Genomic DNA, 18,615 nt, shown 5'->3' with positions numbered 1-18,615 from the left:
AATTCATCCCCCCGTTTCATGGCCGAATCCCACCGCTTCCAGCCCAGCGCATCACTGGATGTGGTGGGGATCGGCAATGCCATTGTTGACGTGCTGGTGCAAACCCAGGACAGCTTCCTGGAGCAGCACGGGCTATCCAAAGGGGGAATGGCGCTCATCGATGAGCAGCAGGCTGAAACGCTCTACCAATTGAGTGGTCCAGGCCTAGAGACCTCCGGTGGTTCCGTGGCCAACACCATGGTGGGCATTGCTCAGCTGGGAGGCCGCACCGGATTCATCGGCCGCGTTCGCGATGACCAGCTTGGTTCGATCTTCAGCCACGACATCCGCGCGGTCGGTGCCCGATTTGACACACCTCCGGCCACCAGCGGAGCCACCACGGCTCGCTGTTTGATCTATGTGACGCCTGATGCAGAGCGCACGATGTGCACCTTCCTTGGCGCCTCAACCCAGCTCGAACCGCAGGATCTCGATCTATCCATGGTCAAGGAAACCAAAGTGCTCTACCTGGAGGGTTACCTCTGGGACAGCCCAGCGGCCAAACGAGCCTTCATCGCAGCGGCGGAGGCCTGCCGAGAAGCAGGAGGTCAAGTGGCCTTGTCGCTGTCTGACGGATTCTGCGTTGATCGTCACCGCGAAAGCTTCCTGGACCTGGTGAACGGTCATGTAGATGTTCTCTTCGCCAATGAAGCAGAGATCAAAGCGCTCTATGAAACCGACAACTTCGACACAGCACTCGAGCAGGTCTGTGGATGCTGCTCCGTGACCGCCATCACCCGTGCCGGAGAGGGTTCGGTGGTTCTTGAGGGCAATCAACGCTGGAACATCGGCATTTTCAACCTTGGATCATTGGTGGATACAACCGGTGCCGGAGATCTCTACGCCGGTGGTTTCCTGCACGCCTACACCCAGGGGGAGTCGCTAAAGCGCTGTGGAGAACTTGGCGCACTCTGCGCCGGTCAGATCGTCACGCAGCTTGGGGCCCGATCTCAGGTTTGCCTGAAGGAGCTCAGGAGCGAGCATCTGCGCTGAGCGCCGCTGTGGCCCAGGCGGCATAACCACTGCCTGCCTGGGCCGACCAATGCAAGATTTCTGGCGTGTCATAACTGTGCAGGCTCTCCAGGACCGACAGCAGATCCTGCAAATGGTCCGGGCAAGTTTTGATCAGCAGCTGCACCTCATTGGCACGCTCGATCGCACCCTGCCAGCGGTAGCGCGACTGCAACGGCATCAGACTGACGCAAACCGCCAGACGCTGGTCCAGCAACTCCTGGGCCAGTGCCTCAGCCAGGGTTTCATTGGCCTCCGTTGTAAGCACCAGCTTGAGGTCCTGCGGTGTTGGCATTGAGAAGGCGGCACAGCGCATTCACGCTATGGACCACGTCAACATCCAGCCTTGCGTGCGGTCGCTTCAGTTTCCATAGACGCATCGATCCGTCCGCACAAAGACGACTCCAAAGCCCATCAGCTGCACCACCCGACTGGCGACACAGCACATCGCTGATCTTCCAGCGATGGCATAAGGCTGCTTCAAGAGCCCCGGGACGTTCACCGGCACCGGGCCTGAGCACGGCCAGTTGGTCGCCGGACAAGCCCGCTGCACCAGCCTTGCGAATGGCCTCGGGCGTTGGCAGCACTCGAGCATGCACCACAGCCCCGGCCAGGTGCGCCGCTGCCACTGCAGCATGAAGCTGCCTTGCTCCAACCGCCAGCAGCAGACGATGACCCGATAACGGACAACGTGCCAGGTCATCGATCGTTGCGAGCAGCCCATGGTCAACGGCTCCGTGATCAGGGCGCTCATAGCGAATGAGCCGTGGATGGCCCGTGGAACAGGTGAATTGCAAATCAGCACTGATGCGCAGGGCGAAGGGATGGGTGGCATCCACCACACAGGTCACAGCCTGCGTCGCCAAATGATCAGCTAACGACTGCTGCGACGGGAAAGCTCCAACATGCAGACCTTGCAATGACATCGCGGCGAAACCCCTCGCCGCCGCTTGACTCACCACACTGACGCTGACGCGGAATCCTCTATCCAGCAGCGACTGCACAATCCCAGGGCCCTCTCCGGTCCCAGCAAAGACCAGCACATGCTCATGGCGATTCCGCCATTGGTGCATCAGGATGGCGCTCACTGATCCAGTCGAGGATGAATCATTGCGTACTTGAGGTGGATGTTCTTCAGGCTCCCACCCTGCGTTACACCCAGGACAATCAGACCCCAATCGCTGAGATGGAGGTTGGGTTCGATGCATTGCGTGCGGATGATCCCCGTGGTCAACTCAAGGTTGTCGGGTGGGGGAACCTCGCCCAGGACCTGCAGAACCGGGTTCAAGTGGGGCAGCGACTGGTGATCGAAGGGCGACTGCGCATGAACACTGTTCCCCGGCAAGACGGCACAAAAGAGAAGCGGGCTGAATTCACCCTCGCCAGGTTGCATGCGGTGGAAGGAGCCCCTACGGCCGCATCAGCACCCCAACCTCAGCCGCAGAGCGCACCCGGCCGACAAGCACCCCCAGCTTCCGCATCTGCATCAGCTGCGGCGCCCACTGCTGAACCCGCCGCCCAGTGGAACAGTGCGCCTCTGGTGCCTGACACCGATGACATTCCCTTTTGATCAAAGATGGTCTGCTTCAGCGTTGTGAGGCGCTAGGCGTGAAATGCTCGGAGGCCCGTTGCAGCAGCTGACCGAGTTCCCGCTCCAGAGCAGCCAGATCCAGCCGGAACTCGGCCCAGCGTCCACGATCAATCTGCTCCAGCAGCCAGGCCCGGTCTTGCTCCAGCTGTTGAATCAAGGCGGCGGGATCCTCTGTGGACTCTCGTTCGTTGGATCGGGAGCTGTCCATGGATTGCGGGATGGTTCCATCCATCCTGAACCCCACATGGTCAGAATGGCGCCACTCTCGAGGCCGCATGACCGATCTGCTCTCGCCGGGAAGCCTGGTCACTATCGCCGGCGGTGTTTTAACCGTGGTCGGAGCTGTGGCCTACGGCACAGGCAACGCCAACCTGAGCCTGCCGACAATTTTTTACGGCATTCCCATTTTTCTGGGTGGGCTCGCCCTGAAATCGTCTGAGCTTCCGCCCGCACGACGGGTCACGCCCAAAGCTTCGCTGAAAACTCAGCGCGAAGCTGCCACTCCCGAACTAGGCAAACTCCTGGCTGATGTGACCCGCTGGCGCTACGGCCAGAAAGCTCACCTGGAGAGTTCCCTGGAAGCCCTTAAGCTCTGGGACGAAGACAATCCGCCACAGCTCGAGGAAATCGAAGAACTCAGCCTGGGCAACAGCTACGGGTTGCGTCTTCGCTTCTCCTGTGAGGGAGTTCCGCTGGAACGCTGGCAGGAACGTCAAGAGCGCTTAAGTCGTTTTTTTGCCAAAGGGCTCGACGCCACCATCACTCCGCTCGACGGTGATCGTCTCGACCTGACGCTGCTTCCGGAAGGGGTTTTCGCGAAGAGCGAGCATGGGAAGACCGACGCACAATCCCATGGATGATGCTCTCAGGGTCTCCGTCCTGAGTGAGGCCCTTCCCTACATCCAGCGGTTTGCCGGCCGCAGGATTGTGGTGAAGTACGGCGGAGCGGCCATGGCGCACGCTGAACTGCAGACTGCGGTGTTCCGGGATCTTGCTCTGTTGCGCAGTGTCGGCGTCCAGCCGGTGGTGGTGCATGGCGGAGGGCCCGAGATCAATCACTGGCTCAATCGCTTGGAGATCGCACCAGAGTTCCGCGATGGTCTGCGCGTCACCGATGCCAACACCATGGACATTGTGGAAATGGTTCTGGTTGGGCGCGTCAACAAGCAAATCGTCAATGGTCTCAACCGCTTGGGAGCCAAGGCGGTTGGATTGAGCGGGAGCGATGGAAGTTTGGTGGAAGCTCGCACCTGGGGTGATGGCAGCCACGGCATGGTGGGTGAAGTGGCACGGATCACACCCGACGTGCTGGAGCCCTTGCTGGAGCGTGGCTATGTGCCGGTCATTTCGAGCGTGGCCGCCAACCCCGAAGGTGTGGCCCACAACATCAACGCTGACACCGTGGCCGGCGAAGTGGCTGCAGCATTGGAAGCAGAAAAACTGATTCTGCTGACCGACACACCAGGAATTCTCCGAGATCGGGAGGATCCAGCCTCGTTGTACCGGCAGTTGAAGCTGTCCGAGGCACGACAGCTGATTCAGGATGGGGTCGTGGCCGGCGGCATGACGCCGAAGACCGAATGCTGCATTAGGGCTCTTGCCCAGGGCGTCTCAGCCGCCCACATCGTGGATGGCCGCGTCCCCCATGCCCTACTGCTGGAAGTGTTTACCGATGCAGGCATTGGCACCATGGTGGTGGGACGCGGCTGACCGATGAGTACGGGGCTGAAGGCAGCGGAGGACGCGCTTGAGCGAGGTGACTATGGCCAGTGTCTGCGCCTACTCGAGCCTCTTGCTGAGGCCCATCCGATCACCGAGCCCAAAGGAGCCTCCGTGCGCATGGTGATGGTGACAGCCTGGATGGGACAGGGTGATGACCAGAAAGCCATTGCCACCTGTCGGCTGCTGACCCGTTGCAAAGACGTCGAGCTGCGCAACCGAGCCCGGCAATTGTTGAGCGTGCTGGAGGCACCGAGCCTTGACCGGCCAGCCCGATGGTCGATGCAGCTGCCGACCCTCGAGATGGCTCCCAAGCTGGGCAAACGGCCCCGCAGCAGCCGACGCAGTCGAAAGCCAAAACCGCCACCGCCTCCGCCGACGGGGCCAACAAGGGGTCCATCGGCAGGCTTCGCAGCGTTGGTGCTGGCTGTGCTGCTGGGGCTGACCCTGTTGCTCAGTGGATGTGTTCGTGTCAGTGCCGATATCGAACTGGGTGGCCCGGATCGACTGGCGATGCGCTGGCAGATCAACAGCCTCAGTGGCCGCCGGCTTCCCTGGCAAGAAAATTTTGCTAGCGCACTGCAATCCGAAGGACTGAGCTGGTCGGTGAATCAGCAACGAACCGGTGGGCTCACCCTCAGCAGCCCTACCCTCACCGGCCAGCAGGCCTCAACGCTGTTAAGCCGCAGCGTCGAACTAGCGGGTCTCACTGCCGGCCAGTCATTTCCGCCTCCTGAGCTTTCGGTGCAGGAACGGAACTGGCTGATCGGTGTCCAGCAAGACCTCGACCTCAAGCTGAATCTCACTGGTTTGGCGTCGTTCACCACCGGTGAGCTGCAGATCACGATTCAACCGGTCGCCAACCTCAAGCATGTGCAGACATCACCGACTGAAGCGACGCTGAACCAGCAGGTGGTGCGCTGGCCGCTGCAGAATGGAGCGATCAATCAACTCCGGATCCGTCGTTGGCAATGGAGCCGCCTTGGACTGGGCAGTGTGGTGGTTGGCATCCTGCTGCTGCTAAGCCTGATGCTCCAATCGGTGCGCTTGCGTCTGGGTTTCGGCTACCCAGAACTCCCGTCTTGACTCAGAGCTGAAGGGGATCAGGATCCACAGCCAGCGACACATCCCGAGGCAAGCCGTCCCAGAGGCTGGCACCCGGGGGCAGAGGAATGGGACTGTTTTTGGGACCGTGCAGAAGCAACTGCCAGCGGCTACGTCCCGCCACTCTGGCCACAGGAGCCGGTGCGGGCCCGAGCAACTGCCAGCCGGCCGCGGCACACGGTTCGCGCAGGCGTTCAGCCAAGAGCGTTCCCGCCGTCGCCGTGTCGTTGGCGGATGGACCTGCGAGCCTCAGCAGACAAGCCCGAGCGAACGGCACGAGTCCTGCTTCCCGTCGCAAGGTGGTTTCCTCCTCGAGAAACCGCTCGTAACGACCATCCACCAGATGCCGAATCACAGGATGGTCCGGGCTGTAGGTCTGCACCAGCACTTCGCCAGGCTTCTCCGCACGGCCGGCACGACCAGCGAGTTGCAGAAGCAACTGCAGACACTGCTCACCAGCCCTGAGGTCAGGGCGATGGAGAAGGCCATCTGCCGCGAGCACTGCAGCCAGCGTCACATGGGGAAGATCCATCCCCTTGGCCAGCATCTGCGTTCCCACCAGCACATCAGCCTCGCCGTCGGCAAATCGGTCCAGCAGGCGTCGGTGCCCATCTCGCCCGCCGGTGGTGTCGCGATCAAATCGCAAAAGGCGCAGATCGCTCAGCTCCGCGGCCAACCGCTCCATCACCCGCTGCGTTCCGGCACCAAAGGGCTTGAACGCCAGTGATCCGCAAGCGGAACAGGACGCGGCGATCGGCTCGCGATGGTCGCACCAATGACAGCGCAGCCACTGCTGATGCGACCGGCTGCCGTGAACGGTGAGAGGCACATCGCAGTGGGGACACATCACCACCTCTCCGCAACTGCGGCAACTGAGAAAGGTGCTGTACCCGCGGCGCGGAACGAGCACCACCGCCTGCTCGCCCTTATCTCGAAGGCCTGCCAGCCGATCCATGAGTGCACGGCTGATCAAGCGTTTATTGCCCTCCGCCAACTCATGGCGCATGTCGATGATGCGCACGGGAGGCAACGGCTGACGGGAGATCCTTGAGCGCAACTTGGAGAGCATGACCGGGCCTTCGGGTTGAAGACGGCTCCAGGTCTCCAGCGATGGCGTGGCACTTCCCAACAGCAAACGGCCACCCTGCAACCTCACCCGCTCGGATGCCAGATCCCGAGCGTGGTAGCAAGGCATCGGCGACTCCTGCTTGTAGGAGTTGTCGTGCTCTTCATCAAGCACCAGTAATCCCAACGGGCGCAGCGGCAGAAACACAGCCGAACGCGTGCCCACCACCACGAGGGGCTGATCAGAGGCAAGACAACGACGCCAGGTAGCGACGCGCTCCCGATCAGTGCAACCACTGTGGTACTCCACAACCTGCGCGCCAAAACGCTTGCGGCAACGGTCCACCAGTTGTGGGATTAATCCGATCTCCGGCGTGAGCATCAGAACGTGCCGTCCGGCCCCAAGCTCAGCCGCAGCCAGCTGCAGATACACCTCAGTTTTTCCTGACCCGGTGATTCCCCAAAGCAGCATTTCGCTGCCATCCGGGAGCCTCTGAAAGCGCGTAATTGCAGCCTGCTGTTCTTCAGTCAGCGCTCGCGGAGGCTCCGCATGAAAGGGTGGCGAAACGGAGGACTCCAGGTCGTTGCAGCAGCGCTGCTCACGTTGGATCAACCCTTTGGATTCCAAGGCCTGGACACTTCCCGACTGAAACCCTTCCGCCAGGAGATCGCGCTGCCAGGCCCCCCCACCCCGTTGCGCAAGCACATCCATTAAGGCTTGCTGGCGTGACGCGTTGGAGAGGTCGGCGGAGGGCGCGACGTCTCGCAAGGCAACCCACCACATCCGACGGCCAGCCGCAGAAGGGGTGGGCCGCTGCCCCAGCCATCCGGGTGGCAAAGCCGCTTTGAGCATCCGAAAGGAACTGGTATGGCATCGATCTGCCATGGCGTCGAGCCACTCCCTCCAACCGGCATCAACCGCAGCGGATTGCACCAGTGCATCCACAGGCTGGAGAGGCTGCCCGCTGAAACCCTCAGCGTGGGAATCCTCGTCGAAGCCGCGGCAGCTGGTCACCAGTCCCTGCAACCGTCGGCCTCTCAGGCGGACGGACACCAGATCTCCCAAACCAACACCGAGTCGGAGACTGTCGCAGTAGCGAAACGTACGACCGTCTCGACCGGCCTCCAGCCAGACGTCAACAACGGAAACCGACTGTTCGGGAAGCACGCAGCACGGTAACTCGGCAGGGGTTGCCGACGTCACATGTTTTTCTTAAGATACATTTGTTGGACAGCTAACGAGCTGTTGTCGGAACAAAGCAGAGTTCCGTCCAGTGGGAAGACACGAAGCTCGAGCCAGGGTTCTGCCCGACGGCCGACCGGTCTGCGAAAGCCCCTGACAGCCCTGCCACGGACCACAGACCAACACATTAATTTTGATCATTGCTCTGATGACGTCGACGCCCTTCGATGGCGAGGTCTAGCAGCGCATTGAAAAGTGTCTGAGTTGTTCTTGGGTGTTGAAGCCCCGTTAACCCCTTAATCCTCCTTCTTCTTTCCCATGAGTCCTGCTGCGAGCAAGTCAGCTAAGTCCCAGGCTGCTCCCGCCATCGTGATGCTGGCTGATCCCGAAGGTCAGCCCAAGACGGTGGCCGCGAAAGCCAAGCCCGCAGCGAAGGCAAAGGCCAGCGCCACCAAGGCCAAAAGCACGACTAGCAAAGCCAAATCAACAGCCAAAAGCACCACCTCTAAGGCCAAGGGCAGCACCCCCAAGGCAGCCTCGACTAAGAGCAAAGCCAAAGCGGGTGCCAAGCCTGCAGACCTGAATGCTGCGGCAGACCAATTGCTCGCCAAAGCGGCAGGCAAGACCAGCATTGGTGCTGCTGCAGCCGGCAAGGAAGAGAAAGCCAAAGCCGATGCCAAAGCCAAGGTTCTGGCCAGCATCAAGGTGGGCCCGAAGGGTGTTTACACCGAAGACTCGATTCGGGTTTACCTGCAGGAAATCGGCCGCATTCGGCTCCTACGACCGGATGAAGAAATCGAACTGGCGAGAAAGATCGCCGATCTGCTCTATCTCGAAGAACTTGCAGCTCAGTTCGAAAGCGACAACGGCCGCGAACCTGACAACAAGGAATGGGCAGCACTGGTGGAGATGCCCTTGATCCGTTTCCGGCGCAGGCTGATGCTCGGCCGGCGGGCGAAAGAAAAGATGGTGCAGTCCAACCTGCGCCTGGTGGTGTCGATCGCCAAGAAATACATGAATCGGGGCCTGAGTTTCCAGGATTTGATCCAGGAGGGCAGTCTTGGCCTGATCCGCGCGGCTGAGAAGTTTGACCACGAGAAGGGCTACAAGTTCTCGACCTACGCCACCTGGTGGATTCGCCAAGCCATCACCCGTGCCATTGCCGACCAGAGCCGAACGATCCGCCTGCCGGTACACCTCTACGAAACCATCTCCAGAATCAAGAAAACCACCAAAGTGCTGAGCCAGGAGTTCGGCCGAAAGCCAACGGAAGAGGAAATCGCTGAATCGATGGAAATGACCATCGAAAAACTGCGTTTTATCGCCAAAAGTGCTCAGCTTCCGATTTCGCTTGAGACCCCGATCGGCAAAGAAGAGGATTCCCGTCTCGGTGATTTCATCGAGGCTGACATCGAAAATCCCGAGCAGGATGTCGCCAAGAATCTTCTGCGTGAAGATCTTGAAGGCGTGCTAGCCACCCTCAGTCCCAGGGAACGCGACGTACTCAGACTTCGGTACGGCCTTGATGACGGACGCATGAAGACCCTCGAGGAAATCGGCCAGATCTTCGATGTGACCCGCGAGCGCATCCGCCAGATCGAAGCCAAAGCATTGCGCAAGCTGCGGCATCCCAACCGCAACGGTGTACTCAAGGAATACATCAAATAATAAGACCTTTCATCCGATCGATCCCCCAGGACCCTGGACAACACAGGAGTTCTGGGGTTTTTTACTAACTAAGTGTTGAGAACACAACGACGACCATTTGTTCGGGGTGGAAAAAATTCGGCACCTCTCAACGCAGATGGGAATCTCATGACACCCCAACGCTGCATCTTTCAACGTGATTTGAAACCTGGCACTGTGAGCTAGATCGATACGCAAGGGCGAACTCAAGATGCAATGCCTCAGAACGCCCTCTCATTGGTGATCCCGCAACGAACAAGCTGCAAATCAATAGTGAGCCAATTCACTTAGGATCATTTAGAAGATCAACCACAATGAACCCTTCAAGCATCAGACGGTTCGTCCTCACACTGATCACAGGCTATTTAGCGATCTTTGGCATCAGACAAATTCCCTATGAATTTCCCAACGAATGGGGAGTGATCATTCCCGTTCTCGTCGTTGTTTACATCCTGACTATTTGGCTAGATGGGGTAATCTTCAAAGACAACACTTCTGACAACACCGTGGTGAAAGTCGTTGACAAAAAAATACAGAAAAAGCTGAAGAACTCCAAGGGATTTGGTGATTGATTCAAACCGAGAGAGATAACGCCACTCGCAGAGTTATTCTTCAACGAGCAATGATTGACAGGCTCCATACCATGCATCTGGTTCATAGATTCCTTCTGGATAAACAGTGATGGAAAAGCGCTTTTCATCACCACGAATTTGAATCTCGTAATCTTTACCTGTATTGAGATTACTGAATTTAGCTATCAATAAATTTCCATAGATTTTGACGGGTATCAGCTGTTGACCGGTTGACAATTGCTCATCGCTGATTTCCATTTCAGTGAGCATTGATGCATCGGTATCCAATCGGTAGCGAACGCGAAGCGGATGATTCATCGGCAGCCCCGTCGCCACCCCAGACCCTTGTGTCTTCTCCCCCCTGCATTCAAAGCTGACGACAGCAGCTCTCACCGGAAGCGGTATCCCAACCATTGTCAGCGACAACAGTGCGGGCAAGGCATGAATCCTCAAAACATTTCTCCGTCGGAACATCACCGAGACCATTGCAACCACACATCGCTTGGATGTCTCCCAGATGTTGCCGTTTGTCAGCCAACATCGATTGGCTCAACCGGCCTCGATGCTGTCTGTGAATTCCTGAAAAGCTTTTTTCAGGCGTTCCACGGGCGTCTCCGAGGGTGGGCATTCCTGATTCGTGGACTGCGTATAGGCCTGAAGGATGCGTGCTTCCGGCTCCAGCACAGCTGCCACGGCCGGCTTCAACATCACCACATTCCGCTGTGGGGTGAGACCGGCCAGATAAGGCAGCAGTGACCACGGCTCGGTTTCTGCTTCTTTCACCAAACGAAGGGGACGAATGAGCTGGTAAGCCCGATCTCCATCAGAGTCAGTGGTCTGCCGGAGTCGTGCCACCAGCATCTGACCACTGGTGAGCAACACCAGTCGAATCGATCCCTCGCTCAACACGGGTAGGAAAGGAGTTGCTTCCCCCTCCTGGCCCAAAGAAACGGCAGATGTTGCCCGTTGCGCCTTAACCCCATTCACTACAGGCCCAGGCATAACGACTCTCGAATGCTTACAGATCGTAAAGCTGTTCCGGCGGATTGTCGGCATCTGTCTGTGTTGATGCTCGCCTTCCCCATGAACGAAGGGCCTGCGTTCTGTGAAATCTTGACCGGATCGGGGCCATTGAGTCCGTAAGCTTCATGGCCACTTCCCCCTGCCCATGGCCCTCGAGCAACTGCGCATCGCCTCCCGCCGAAGCCAGCTGGCCATGGTGCAAACCAATTGGGTCAAAGCTGAACTCGAAAAAGCTCATCCGGGTCTGGCGATCTCCGTGGAAGCCATGGCCACCCAGGGAGACAAAATCCTCGACGTCGCCCTCGCCAAGATCGGCGACAAGGGATTGTTTACCAAGGAGCTCGAGGCCCAGATGCTGGTGGGCCGCGCGGAGATCGCCGTTCACTCCCTGAAGGATTTGCCCACCAACCTTCCAGAGGGGTTGATGTTGGGTTGTGTCACCGAACGGGAGGATCCTGCCGATGCCCTAGTGGTGAACAAAAAAAATGCTGATCACACCCTGGAAACGCTGCCTGATGGATCCGTGGTGGGAACCAGTTCCCTGCGTCGGCTGGCACAACTACGTCATCACTATCCCCACCTCCAGTTCAAGGATGTGCGGGGCAACGTGATCACCCGCCTTGAAAAGCTGGATTCTGGTGACTACGACTGTCTGATCCTGGCGGCCGCAGGACTCTCACGCCTGGGTTTCGGCGACCGCATTCATCAGATCATCCCCAGCAACATCTCTCTTCACGCCGTTGGTCAGGGCGCACTCGGCATCGAATGCGTGGAAGGCAGCCCCGAAGTTCTGGAGTTGATCAAGGTCCTCGAACACGCCCCCACTGCAGCGCGTTGCCTCGCGGAACGAGCGTTTTTAAGGGAACTCGAAGGTGGCTGCCAGGTGCCGATCGGCGTGAACACTGTGATCGAAGACGACACCCTCACCCTCACTGGCATGGTGGCGAGCCTTGATGGCACGCGCTTGATCCGAGATGAGTGCAGCGGACCTGTTTCTGATCCGGAAGTTCTCGGCGTGAAATTGGCCGGCGAGTTGAAATCACGCGGTGCAGGAGAGATCCTTCAGGAGATCTTTGCCTCGGTTCGCCCCGAAGCCTGAGCAGGTCTCTGCTGCACACCGCGGTCGGAATTTTCACCATCTCCAACCCGATCGGCAACCTTCCGATCTATCTCTCCTTCACCGACGGGAACAAAAAAAAGATCGAGGATTGCCCGCAGCGGCGCTTTTACCTTTCTAAGTGCACTGCTGTTAGCAACCTGGCTTGGGAATGACCTCTTGGGGTTCTTCGGCATTAGCCGTGCTGTCTTTCAGGTCGCAGGAGGGTTGATTGTGGTGTTGATCGGGCTTTCGATGCTGCACTCCGAGCCATCGAAAGTCCACCACGATCCCGAGTCAGTAGACCGAGATCAAAATTCTGCCGTCAAAGGCATCGTGCCTTTGGGCATTCCCCTTCTCGCCGGGCCAGGCACCCTCACGGTGGTGATCGCTGATCCTCACGCCGCAAGCCTTGAAGGCAAAGTCAGCCCCAGTCTGGTGGTGGTCGCTCTCAGCGCCGTCGTTTATCTGGTTAACAATGCTGGCGAAATGCTGTCCTCAAAAATCAGCGCCTCAGCCTTGCAAGTGCTGACCAAAATCATGGGACTGTTGTTCACGGCAATCGCGATTCAGATGCTGTTCACAGGCCTAAACGTCGGCTTTCCCATCCTCAAGGACTCTGGACTCATTGGGTGATGACCACGGGAGTACCCACTTCAACGAGCTCATACAGCTTTTGCACATCGGCATTGAGCATCCGCACGCATCCGTTGGAGACAGCAGCACGAATCTTGACCCAGTGGGGCCAGGGTGTTCCATGAATGCCGAACTGATTAGGGCCCTGCTGAAGAAACCCAATCCATCGATGTCCTAGAGGGCTGGAAGGGCCGGTGACTGGATGCACCTTGCCTGACGTGGTGCTCTGATATTGAGGATTCTCCAGCTTCGATTCCACCTGAAACAATCCTGTCGGCGTGGGTGTGCTGGGGTCGCCGATGGCCACAGGCCAGCGACCCAATGGTTGGCCATCTCGAATCACGCTGATGCGGCGTTCCCGCAGATCGAGATGAATCCGCGTCGCGGGGGCTGCGGCCTGCCATGGCACCGATGCGCTCGGCACCGTTGCCCCCTGCACGGAAGCAACCGAAGCAGCCGAACCTGCCAGCACCGCCGAGACAACACCAACGCCAGCCAAATGACGCCATCCGACGCAATCGAGACGCAACATCGGACTTTCAAGACTCACTGGTCTCAACGTATTCACTGGTCAGATATAAAACCGACCATCAGTGGAGGACTTTCTTTAGAAACCAGTCGTTCGGGCCCAGACCTGCTGAGAAAGACGTGCTAAACGCGACTACCAGCCTCTTAAGTGATGCCGCAGCAACTGACGTGGACGACTGCCGAAGCCAAACTTGTGCTTCAGGCCATCAAAAACGTAGGCACCGCTGGTGGCGTGCTGAAACTGCAGCCGATCATCCTGGAGATGATGCACGCGATTCAGACGCATGTTCTGCATTCAGACATTGATCTGGACAACCTGGCAATCATTCCCCCCATCCAATATCCGGATCTGATTGTTGATCCAGCGCAGCGAGAACAACTCATCCAAATGCTGGTGCTGATTCCTTACGTCGACATGACAGTGGATGCGCGCATGGTGGGCGTGGTGGACGACTTTGCCGAATGTCTTGAGGTGACACCCCAGACGCTGCAGGACCTCCACCAGGTTCGCGACAACCACCTCAGGCGCCTGCTGCTCGATTACGGCCGCCGGAGCATGAGTGAATTCTTACGCCTCGACAGTCCCTCAAAATTTGTACGCGGCATCATCAGCGCAATCCACCAAGCCGTCGGGGATCCAATCCTCGCCAGTCGTTACCAAGCCCTGCAAGAGTTTCCAGAAGGAAGCCTTGGCCACAGCTTTTTCCACTGGTATCGCGACCGCAACTGGGCGCTGCCCGGCGAGCACAAGAGCACCTCGGAATTGCTAGTGAATCATGACTGTTGCCACATCCTGGGTGGCTTCAACACCGACACGCAAGGGGAAATGAATGTGGCAGCCTTTCAAGCCGGACTTTTTACCGATGGATTCGGCTTTGAATCACTGCTTGAAGTGATGCTCGATTTCCATCTTGGAAAATCCTTCAGCACCACCAACAGTCTGATACCGCCGGAAACAGGGCAGTTCATCCCCGACGACGCCATGGCTGGCTACGAAAAAGGATTGGCCTGCAACGTGAATCTGATTCAAGACTTCGATTTCTGGAGGCACGCTGAGCAACAAGTCACTCAACTCAGGGAGCAGTTCCACATCCCCCAGACACCCGGGCCTGTCTTGCTCAAACCATGAACAAGGCGGGGGCTCCCCCACCTTGTTCATGGTTGTGTTCACCGTTGCAGGACGTGACGGCTGAAGCTCAGTCGACCAGCTTGGGGTCGATTTCCGCCACGTAGCGGGCCTCACAGCTCTTGACGATCTCGACAGCCTTCTCGGTTCCGAAGAAACCGTTGACGCTGCAGGTTCCAGGCTTCTTCAGATCTTTGTAGTGCTCCCAGTAGTAAGTGGTTTCTTTTTTCCAATGGTCGCCAAGATCCTCAAAGCTCTTGATGTGATCCATTCGCTTGTCATCCGCCAGCACAGCGATGACTTTGTCGTCGACCTCGCCACCATCATCGAAAGTCATGATGCCGATGATGCGAGCTTCCACAATTGAGCCAGGAATCAGCGGTTCAGTGACATTGACAATCTCAATGTCAAGCGGATCGCCATCCTCATCCCAGGTTCGGGGGATACAGCCGTAAGCGAAGGGGTAGGACAGGGATGAATAACCAACCCGATCCAGCTTCAGATGACCGGTCTCGGTGATCAGCTCGTACTTGTTGATCGTGTTCGAGTTGAGCTCGACGATCGTGTTCAGACGCAGCTCGGATTCATCCGCAAAAGCGGGGAGCACATGCAACAGATTGGGCATGCTCCGGCTGGGAGCCTGGTCGAGATTGGCCATGGGAGACGGCGATCGGCGCAGTGATCCTACGGACCGTTCCATGAACGCTTTTGAAGCGAAGCCGAAACGGGGAAAGGATGCCTTCTCGGCAGCCGGCCAACCATCGAGGCGCCCTGACCAGCACCATCGTGGTGAATCACCGCAAAAACCGCGCACAACGGATTCGTCATCGCAGATCTTCCGTCCCAGAACAGCAGCCATCCATGCCACAAGAGCACGTCGAGAAGCTCGACCAATCGGGACGGTTTGTCTCTCAGTGGCCCTGTGCTTGAAGTCTTTCAATCTTGTCGTCGAGGTAGGTCAAAAAAGGCGCACTCGACAACGCTCGACCCGACACCTGCTCCACGAGCTGCTCAGCGTTCAACGCTCGGCCCACAGGATGCACATGCTCCCTGAGCCAGGCCAGCAACGGCGTCACGTCCCCCCGAGACACATGCTCTTCCGGTGAACCGATCGCTGCGGTCATCGCCTCGCTGATCTGGGCACTGACGAGATGACCGAGCAGATAGGACGGGAAATAACCGAAGAGGCCTTCACTCCAATGCACGTCCTGCAGACAGCCCTCGGCATCGTTGGCTGGTGTCACGCCGAGCAGTTCGCTGTAGCGGCGATTCCACTCGCTGGGCAGATCTTCAACCGGCATTCCCTGCTCAAGCAGGGCCAATTCCAGATCCGTGCGAATCAGAATATGTAGCCCGTAACTGAGTTCATCAGCCTCCACACGATTGCAGCCGGGGGCCATGGGATTCATGGCTTGCCAGAGATCCAACGAGGACGTCACCGGGGCTCCGGCGGCGGCAAAAGGCTGCCACCAGCGCTCCGAGAACGGCTGGCTACGGGCCACCCGGTTCTCCCAGAACAGCGACTGGCTTTCGTGCACGGCCATCGACGTGGCCTGACCGAGGGGCCAGGCGAACCACTGATGGCTGGATTCCGGCAACCCTTGCTCGTAAAGACTGTGTCCCCACTCATGGGCCGTCGCCAAAAAGCAAGAGAGAGGTTGACCTGCCACCACCCGGGTGGTGATGCGGAAGTCGCGGGGTCCAAGGGTGATGGAAAAAGGATGGGGAGAGGCCGCAACACACGTGATCGCTGAATCACGGCCCCACTCCTGCAGCAACTGCTCACAGAGCTGTTGCTGCGTCGCCGGCGTCAGATCCCAGCTGAGCGAAGCAGGACGGGGCCCACCTGGGAGCGAATCCAGCAGAGCGGGAAGACGGCTGCGCAATGGTGCGAACAGGTCTTCAAGCCGGGTCAGGGTGAGATCAGGCTCAAATGGTTGCGCCAAGGTTTCCCAGCAGCTGCGGGATTCCGACAACTGACGAGCCTGTTCCTGGCGCAACTCCACCATCTGCCGCAATGCAGGTGCAAAGATCTGAAAATCCGATGCCGCTTTGGCTTGCTGCCAGAGGTTGTATCCCTGGGATTTCGCTGTTGCGAGAGCACTGACCAAGGCAGGGTCCAGCGACTGTTGACGACGCAGATCCTGCTCGAGCAGATCAAGGTTGCGGGCCTGCTCCTTCAGCTCGCCAGCCTCCCCAGAACTGGTGCTGGCGTTCCACTCAGCGCGAGCGTCCGCAATCAAATCGGCATAACGCTGCGAACTTTGTCGGGCATGCAACTGACGAGCCAACAGTGCCAGTTGTTGGCCACGCCAAGCTGCACCGCCGCTGGGCATGCGCGTGTTCTGATCCCAATAGAGGGTGCTCTGGATTGAACCAAGCAGCTGGGTTTCCTTCAGGTGCTCGCCAAGGCGTGTCCAGGCGTTGGGGGTCGCACTGCGAATCATCTGCGCTCAGTCAGTCCCGGCGGCAGTAATCGCCACCAATGCTGCTCCAGCCTGGCGGACACTCATCACCCATCGCGGGCCTGAGGGTGTAAGTCATCAACCCCAGGGCGCTGCACTTGCCGTTAGCCGTGTCGATGTAGCCCATGGGGCACTCGCTCGTGAGCTTTTTCACGACGCGTTGGGCGCGGGCCGTAGAGGCCTGAAGATCGCAAACAACCACGATGATCAGCGGGAGCCAGAGCTTCCTGTTGAACATCCGCACAATCGAAGCGTTTCACCGTGCTCAGACTAGAGCTGAAGTCCAGAAACGATCTTCGTCATGGCAGCACTGCTCAGCGCACAAGAGAAGGAAGAGCTTGGCTTCACGCTGAAGCACTGGCAGGTGACGGGCGACCGCTTGAAGCGTCAATGGCAGTTCAAGAACTTCAGCGAGGCGTTCGCTTTCATGACCCGGGTAGCGCTGCTGGCGGAAACCATGCAGCACCATCCCAACTGGAGCAACGTCTACAACCGCGTGACGATCGAACTGACCACACACGATCTCGGGGGCCTGAGTGACCTAGATGCTGCGATGGCCCACGCCATCGACGCGCTTCTTTGAACCACTGTCAGAATAAAAGGGTGGTGAAATCAGTTTCGATGACGGCCAGCGCGACCCATAAATCAGCAGTTCCGGTGACGATTCTCACCGGGTTCCTAGGGGCTGGCAAAACCACGCTGCTCAATCACATTCTGAGCAATCAAGACGGGCTAAAAACCGCCGTTCTGGTGAATGAGTTTGGAGAAATTGGGATCGACAACGAGCTGGTGGTGAGCACCAGCGAGGACATGGTCGAACTGAGCAACGGCTGCATTTGCTGCTCGATCAATGGCGAACTTCTGGATGCCGTCGAACGGATTCTCGAACGCCCCAATGGCGTGGAGTATCTCGTCGTGGAAACCACAGGGCTAGCGGATCCACTGCCTGTCGCGATGACCTTTCTGGGCAGCGAACTGCGCGATCAGACCAGGCTTGACTCAATCATCACTTTGGTGGATGCCGAGAATTTCGGCTCCGAAATCCTCGCCAGCGAAGTGGGCCGTTCCCAGGTCATCTATGGCGACATCCTGATGCTCAACAAGACTGATCTCGTGGAAGAGAGCCGGCTTGTGGCCCTGGAGAACGAGCTGCGCGAAGTCAAAAAAGATGCCCGAATTTTGCGCTCAGTGAAAGGCGAGGTGCCGCTCCCTTTGCTTCTGAGCGTGGGCTTGTTCGAATCCGACCGGGTGGTGAGTCCGGCCCAGGATCCAAGCCTTGATCACAGCGACTGCGATCACGACCACGGACACTGCAGCCATGACCATGACCATGACCATGAACACCATCACGATCATGGACACAGCCATCACGATCACAGCCATCACGATCACAGCCATGACCATGGTTCTGCCGACCACCTCGCCATTGAGGGGTTCACATCGCTGTCATTCGCAAGCCCTCGCCCTTTCGATCTGAGAGCGTTCCAGAACTTCCTCGACAACCAGCTGCCTGAGAGCGTGTTCCGCGCCAAGGGAATTCTTTGGTTCAAGGAGAGTGAGCGCCGTCATGTGTTCCATTTGGCTGGAAAACGCTTCTCCATCGATGACAGCGACTGGACTGGTGAACGCAAGAACCAACTGGTGCTGATCGGCCGTGACCTGGAACACGACATCCTGAGACAACAGCTTCAAGCCTGTGTCTGCGACATTCCTGAATGAGTCGTGATTGATTCACCCACGGGCGGAAATCACGATTAAGCTGCTCATCAAA

22 protein-coding genes are annotated in these 18,615 nt (G+C 58.3%); 12 read left to right on the top strand and 10 right to left on the bottom strand.

The window, feature by feature from the left end; genetic code table 11:
• Nucleotides 1–18: 18 nt before the first annotated feature.
• Nucleotides 19–1,032 (top strand): adenosine kinase, encoded by a 1,014-nt coding sequence (locus tag SynA1825c_RS04970; RefSeq protein WP_186470539.1) that lies wholly within the window; start codon nucleotides 19–21, stop codon nucleotides 1,030–1,032.
• Here SynA1825c_RS04970 and cutA read toward each other — a convergent pair.
• Both cutA and SynA1825c_RS04960 read right to left on the bottom strand, forming a co-directional pair.
• Entirely contained in the window at nucleotides 1,010–1,345 is a 336-nt protein-coding gene (cutA, locus tag SynA1825c_RS04965; protein ID WP_186470538.1) for a divalent-cation tolerance protein CutA, read from the bottom strand. The genes SynA1825c_RS04970 and cutA overlap by 23 nt on opposite strands.
• Complete coding sequence (locus SynA1825c_RS04960; RefSeq protein WP_186470537.1) at nucleotides 1,296–2,138, bottom strand: precorrin-6A/cobalt-precorrin-6A reductase; 843 nt, start codon at nucleotides 2,136–2,138, stop codon at nucleotides 1,296–1,298. Before SynA1825c_RS04960 ends, cutA begins: the two co-directional genes overlap by 50 nt.
• 14 nt (nucleotides 2,139–2,152) lie before the next feature.
• On the opposite strand from SynA1825c_RS04960, the gene SynA1825c_RS04955 reads away from it, so the two are divergent.
• Nucleotides 2,153–2,620 (top strand): single-stranded DNA-binding protein, encoded by a 468-nt coding sequence (locus tag SynA1825c_RS04955; protein WP_186470536.1) that lies wholly within the window; start codon nucleotides 2,153–2,155, stop codon nucleotides 2,618–2,620.
• Between the two features lie 16 nt (nucleotides 2,621–2,636).
• Here SynA1825c_RS04955 and SynA1825c_RS04950 read toward each other — a convergent pair whose 3' ends face one another.
• A complete protein-coding gene (locus SynA1825c_RS04950) occupies nucleotides 2,637–2,849 on the bottom strand; it encodes a hypothetical protein (protein ID WP_186470535.1) in 213 nt (70 codons plus the stop codon).
• Between the two features lie 67 nt (nucleotides 2,850–2,916).
• On the opposite strand from SynA1825c_RS04950, the gene SynA1825c_RS04945 reads away from it, so the two are divergent.
• Genes SynA1825c_RS04945 through SynA1825c_RS04935 form a run of 3 tightly spaced genes read left to right on the top strand, consistent with a single transcriptional unit; the run spans nucleotide 2,917 to nucleotide 5,446 of the window.
• Nucleotides 2,917–3,501, top strand: a complete 585-nt coding sequence (locus SynA1825c_RS04945) for a DUF2854 domain-containing protein (protein ID WP_186470534.1) — start codon at nucleotides 2,917–2,919, stop codon at nucleotides 3,499–3,501.
• Nucleotides 3,494–4,351, top strand: a complete 858-nt coding sequence (argB, locus tag SynA1825c_RS04940) for an acetylglutamate kinase (RefSeq protein ID WP_186470533.1) — start codon at nucleotides 3,494–3,496, stop codon at nucleotides 4,349–4,351. The genes SynA1825c_RS04945 and argB overlap by 8 nt, the downstream gene beginning before the upstream one ends.
• Nucleotides 4,352–4,354: 3 nt before the next feature.
• Nucleotides 4,355–5,446 (top strand): DUF3153 domain-containing protein, encoded by a 1,092-nt coding sequence (locus SynA1825c_RS04935; RefSeq protein WP_186470532.1) that lies wholly within the window; start codon nucleotides 4,355–4,357, stop codon nucleotides 5,444–5,446.
• 1 nt (nucleotide 5,447) lies between these two features.
• Here the strand turns inward: SynA1825c_RS04935 and priA are convergent, their stop codons facing one another.
• Nucleotides 5,448–7,697, bottom strand: coding sequence for a primosomal protein N' (gene priA / locus SynA1825c_RS04930; RefSeq protein ID WP_186470531.1), 2,250 nt, complete (start codon nucleotides 7,695–7,697; stop codon nucleotides 5,448–5,450).
• A 333-nt stretch (nucleotides 7,698–8,030) separates the two neighbouring features.
• On the opposite strand from priA, the gene rpoD reads away from it, so the two are divergent.
• A complete protein-coding gene (gene rpoD, locus SynA1825c_RS04925) occupies nucleotides 8,031–9,380 on the top strand; it encodes an RNA polymerase sigma factor RpoD (protein ID WP_186470530.1) in 1,350 nt (449 codons plus the stop codon).
• Nucleotides 9,381–9,712: 332 nt separating this feature from the next.
• Entirely contained in the window at nucleotides 9,713–9,970 is a 258-nt protein-coding gene (locus tag SynA1825c_RS04920; RefSeq protein ID WP_186470529.1) for a hypothetical protein, read from the top strand.
• A 33-nt stretch (nucleotides 9,971–10,003) separates the two neighbouring features.
• On the opposite strand, the gene SynA1825c_RS04915 is transcribed toward SynA1825c_RS04920, so the two are convergent.
• Entirely contained in the window at nucleotides 10,004–10,408 is a 405-nt protein-coding gene (locus SynA1825c_RS04915) for a hypothetical protein (protein ID WP_186470528.1), read from the bottom strand.
• Between the two features lie 111 nt (nucleotides 10,409–10,519).
• Entirely contained in the window at nucleotides 10,520–10,972 is a 453-nt protein-coding gene (locus SynA1825c_RS04910) for a DUF6561 domain-containing protein (protein WP_186470527.1), read from the bottom strand.
• A gap of 166 nt (nucleotides 10,973–11,138) precedes the next feature.
• Here SynA1825c_RS04910 and hemC point away from each other — a divergent pair, with 166 nt between their 5' ends.
• Entirely contained in the window at nucleotides 11,139–12,092 is a 954-nt protein-coding gene (gene hemC, locus SynA1825c_RS04905; protein WP_186470526.1) for a hydroxymethylbilane synthase, read from the top strand.
• A gap of 69 nt (nucleotides 12,093–12,161) precedes the next feature.
• Nucleotides 12,162–12,725 carry a MarC family protein gene (locus tag SynA1825c_RS04900; RefSeq protein WP_370593799.1) on the top strand — a complete coding sequence of 188 codons (564 nt, stop codon included), beginning with the start codon at nucleotides 12,162–12,164 and terminating at the stop codon, nucleotides 12,723–12,725.
• Here the strand turns inward: SynA1825c_RS04900 and SynA1825c_RS04895 are convergent.
• Nucleotides 12,715–13,275 (bottom strand): L,D-transpeptidase, encoded by a 561-nt coding sequence (locus tag SynA1825c_RS04895; protein WP_255478454.1) that lies wholly within the window; start codon nucleotides 13,273–13,275, stop codon nucleotides 12,715–12,717. The genes SynA1825c_RS04900 and SynA1825c_RS04895 overlap by 11 nt on opposite strands.
• A 129-nt stretch (nucleotides 13,276–13,404) precedes the next feature.
• Between SynA1825c_RS04895 and SynA1825c_RS04890 the strand changes: the two genes are divergently transcribed.
• Nucleotides 13,405–14,382 (top strand): hypothetical protein, encoded by a 978-nt coding sequence (locus SynA1825c_RS04890; protein WP_186470525.1) that lies wholly within the window; start codon nucleotides 13,405–13,407, stop codon nucleotides 14,380–14,382.
• A 67-nt stretch (nucleotides 14,383–14,449) separates the two neighbouring features.
• Here the strand turns inward: SynA1825c_RS04890 and SynA1825c_RS04885 are convergent, their stop codons facing one another.
• The 3 genes from SynA1825c_RS04885 to SynA1825c_RS04875 all read right to left on the bottom strand — a co-directional run bounded on the left by SynA1825c_RS04885 (nucleotide 14,450) and on the right by SynA1825c_RS04875 (nucleotide 17,082).
• Nucleotides 14,450–15,037: an inorganic diphosphatase gene (locus SynA1825c_RS04885; RefSeq protein ID WP_186471032.1), complete on the bottom strand. Its 588-nt coding sequence runs from the start codon at nucleotides 15,035–15,037 to the stop codon at nucleotides 14,450–14,452.
• A gap of 253 nt (nucleotides 15,038–15,290) precedes the next feature.
• A complete protein-coding gene (locus SynA1825c_RS04880; protein WP_186470524.1) occupies nucleotides 15,291–16,826 on the bottom strand; it encodes a carboxypeptidase M32 in 1,536 nt (511 codons plus the stop codon).
• A 10-nt stretch (nucleotides 16,827–16,836) separates the two neighbouring features.
• Nucleotides 16,837–17,082, bottom strand: a complete 246-nt coding sequence (locus SynA1825c_RS04875) for a hypothetical protein (protein ID WP_186470523.1) — start codon at nucleotides 17,080–17,082, stop codon at nucleotides 16,837–16,839.
• A 63-nt stretch (nucleotides 17,083–17,145) separates the two neighbouring features.
• Here SynA1825c_RS04875 and SynA1825c_RS04870 point away from each other — a divergent pair, with 63 nt between their 5' ends.
• Both SynA1825c_RS04870 and SynA1825c_RS04865 read left to right on the top strand, forming a co-directional pair.
• The gene (locus tag SynA1825c_RS04870; protein WP_186470522.1) at nucleotides 17,146–17,427 is read left to right on the top strand and encodes a 4a-hydroxytetrahydrobiopterin dehydratase; all 282 of its coding nucleotides are present in this window, start codon (nucleotides 17,146–17,148) and stop codon (nucleotides 17,425–17,427) included.
• 38 nt (nucleotides 17,428–17,465) lie between these two features.
• A complete protein-coding gene (locus SynA1825c_RS04865) occupies nucleotides 17,466–18,563 on the top strand; it encodes a GTP-binding protein (protein ID WP_186470521.1) in 1,098 nt (365 codons plus the stop codon).
• The last annotated feature ends 52 nt before the right edge of the window (nucleotides 18,564–18,615 follow it).

Origin of the sequence: Synechococcus sp. A18-25c (assembly GCF_014280035.1) — a bacterium.
Lineage (GTDB): Bacteria > Cyanobacteriota > Cyanobacteriia > PCC-6307 > Cyanobiaceae > Synechococcus_C.
Note: the sequence above shows the minus strand (reverse complement) of the source record. Positions and strands in the feature narration are given on the sequence as shown.

What these genes read in the sequence shown, in the direction of transcription:
- SynA1825c_RS04970 (WP_186470539.1), top strand. Translation starts at nt 19, where the DNA reads ATGGCCGAATCCCACCGCTTCCAGCCCAGCGCATCACTGGATGTGGTG.
- cutA (WP_186470538.1), bottom strand. Translation starts at nt 1,345, where the DNA reads ATGCCAACACCGCAGGACCTCAAGCTGGTGCTTACAACGGAGGCCAAT.
- SynA1825c_RS04955 (WP_186470536.1), top strand. Translation starts at nt 2,153, where the DNA reads ATGAATCATTGCGTACTTGAGGTGGATGTTCTTCAGGCTCCCACCCTG.
- SynA1825c_RS04950 (WP_186470535.1), bottom strand. Translation starts at nt 2,849, where the DNA reads ATGGACAGCTCCCGATCCAACGAACGAGAGTCCACAGAGGATCCCGCC.
- SynA1825c_RS04945 (WP_186470534.1), top strand. Translation starts at nt 2,917, where the DNA reads ATGACCGATCTGCTCTCGCCGGGAAGCCTGGTCACTATCGCCGGCGGT.
- argB (WP_186470533.1), top strand. Translation starts at nt 3,494, where the DNA reads ATGGATGATGCTCTCAGGGTCTCCGTCCTGAGTGAGGCCCTTCCCTAC.
- SynA1825c_RS04935 (WP_186470532.1), top strand. Translation starts at nt 4,355, where the DNA reads ATGAGTACGGGGCTGAAGGCAGCGGAGGACGCGCTTGAGCGAGGTGAC.
- rpoD (WP_186470530.1), top strand. Translation starts at nt 8,031, where the DNA reads ATGAGTCCTGCTGCGAGCAAGTCAGCTAAGTCCCAGGCTGCTCCCGCC.
- SynA1825c_RS04920 (WP_186470529.1), top strand. Translation starts at nt 9,713, where the DNA reads ATGAACCCTTCAAGCATCAGACGGTTCGTCCTCACACTGATCACAGGC.
- SynA1825c_RS04910 (WP_186470527.1), bottom strand. Translation starts at nt 10,972, where the DNA reads ATGCCTGGGCCTGTAGTGAATGGGGTTAAGGCGCAACGGGCAACATCT.
- hemC (WP_186470526.1), top strand. Translation starts at nt 11,139, where the DNA reads ATGGCCCTCGAGCAACTGCGCATCGCCTCCCGCCGAAGCCAGCTGGCC.
- SynA1825c_RS04890 (WP_186470525.1), top strand. Translation starts at nt 13,405, where the DNA reads ATGCCGCAGCAACTGACGTGGACGACTGCCGAAGCCAAACTTGTGCTT.
- SynA1825c_RS04885 (WP_186471032.1), bottom strand. Translation starts at nt 15,037, where the DNA reads ATGGCCAATCTCGACCAGGCTCCCAGCCGGAGCATGCCCAATCTGTTG.
- SynA1825c_RS04880 (WP_186470524.1), bottom strand. Translation starts at nt 16,826, where the DNA reads ATGATTCGCAGTGCGACCCCCAACGCCTGGACACGCCTTGGCGAGCAC.
- SynA1825c_RS04875 (WP_186470523.1), bottom strand. Translation starts at nt 17,082, where the DNA reads ATGTTCAACAGGAAGCTCTGGCTCCCGCTGATCATCGTGGTTGTTTGC.
- SynA1825c_RS04870 (WP_186470522.1), top strand. Translation starts at nt 17,146, where the DNA reads ATGGCAGCACTGCTCAGCGCACAAGAGAAGGAAGAGCTTGGCTTCACG.
- SynA1825c_RS04865 (WP_186470521.1), top strand. Translation starts at nt 17,466, where the DNA reads ATGACGGCCAGCGCGACCCATAAATCAGCAGTTCCGGTGACGATTCTC.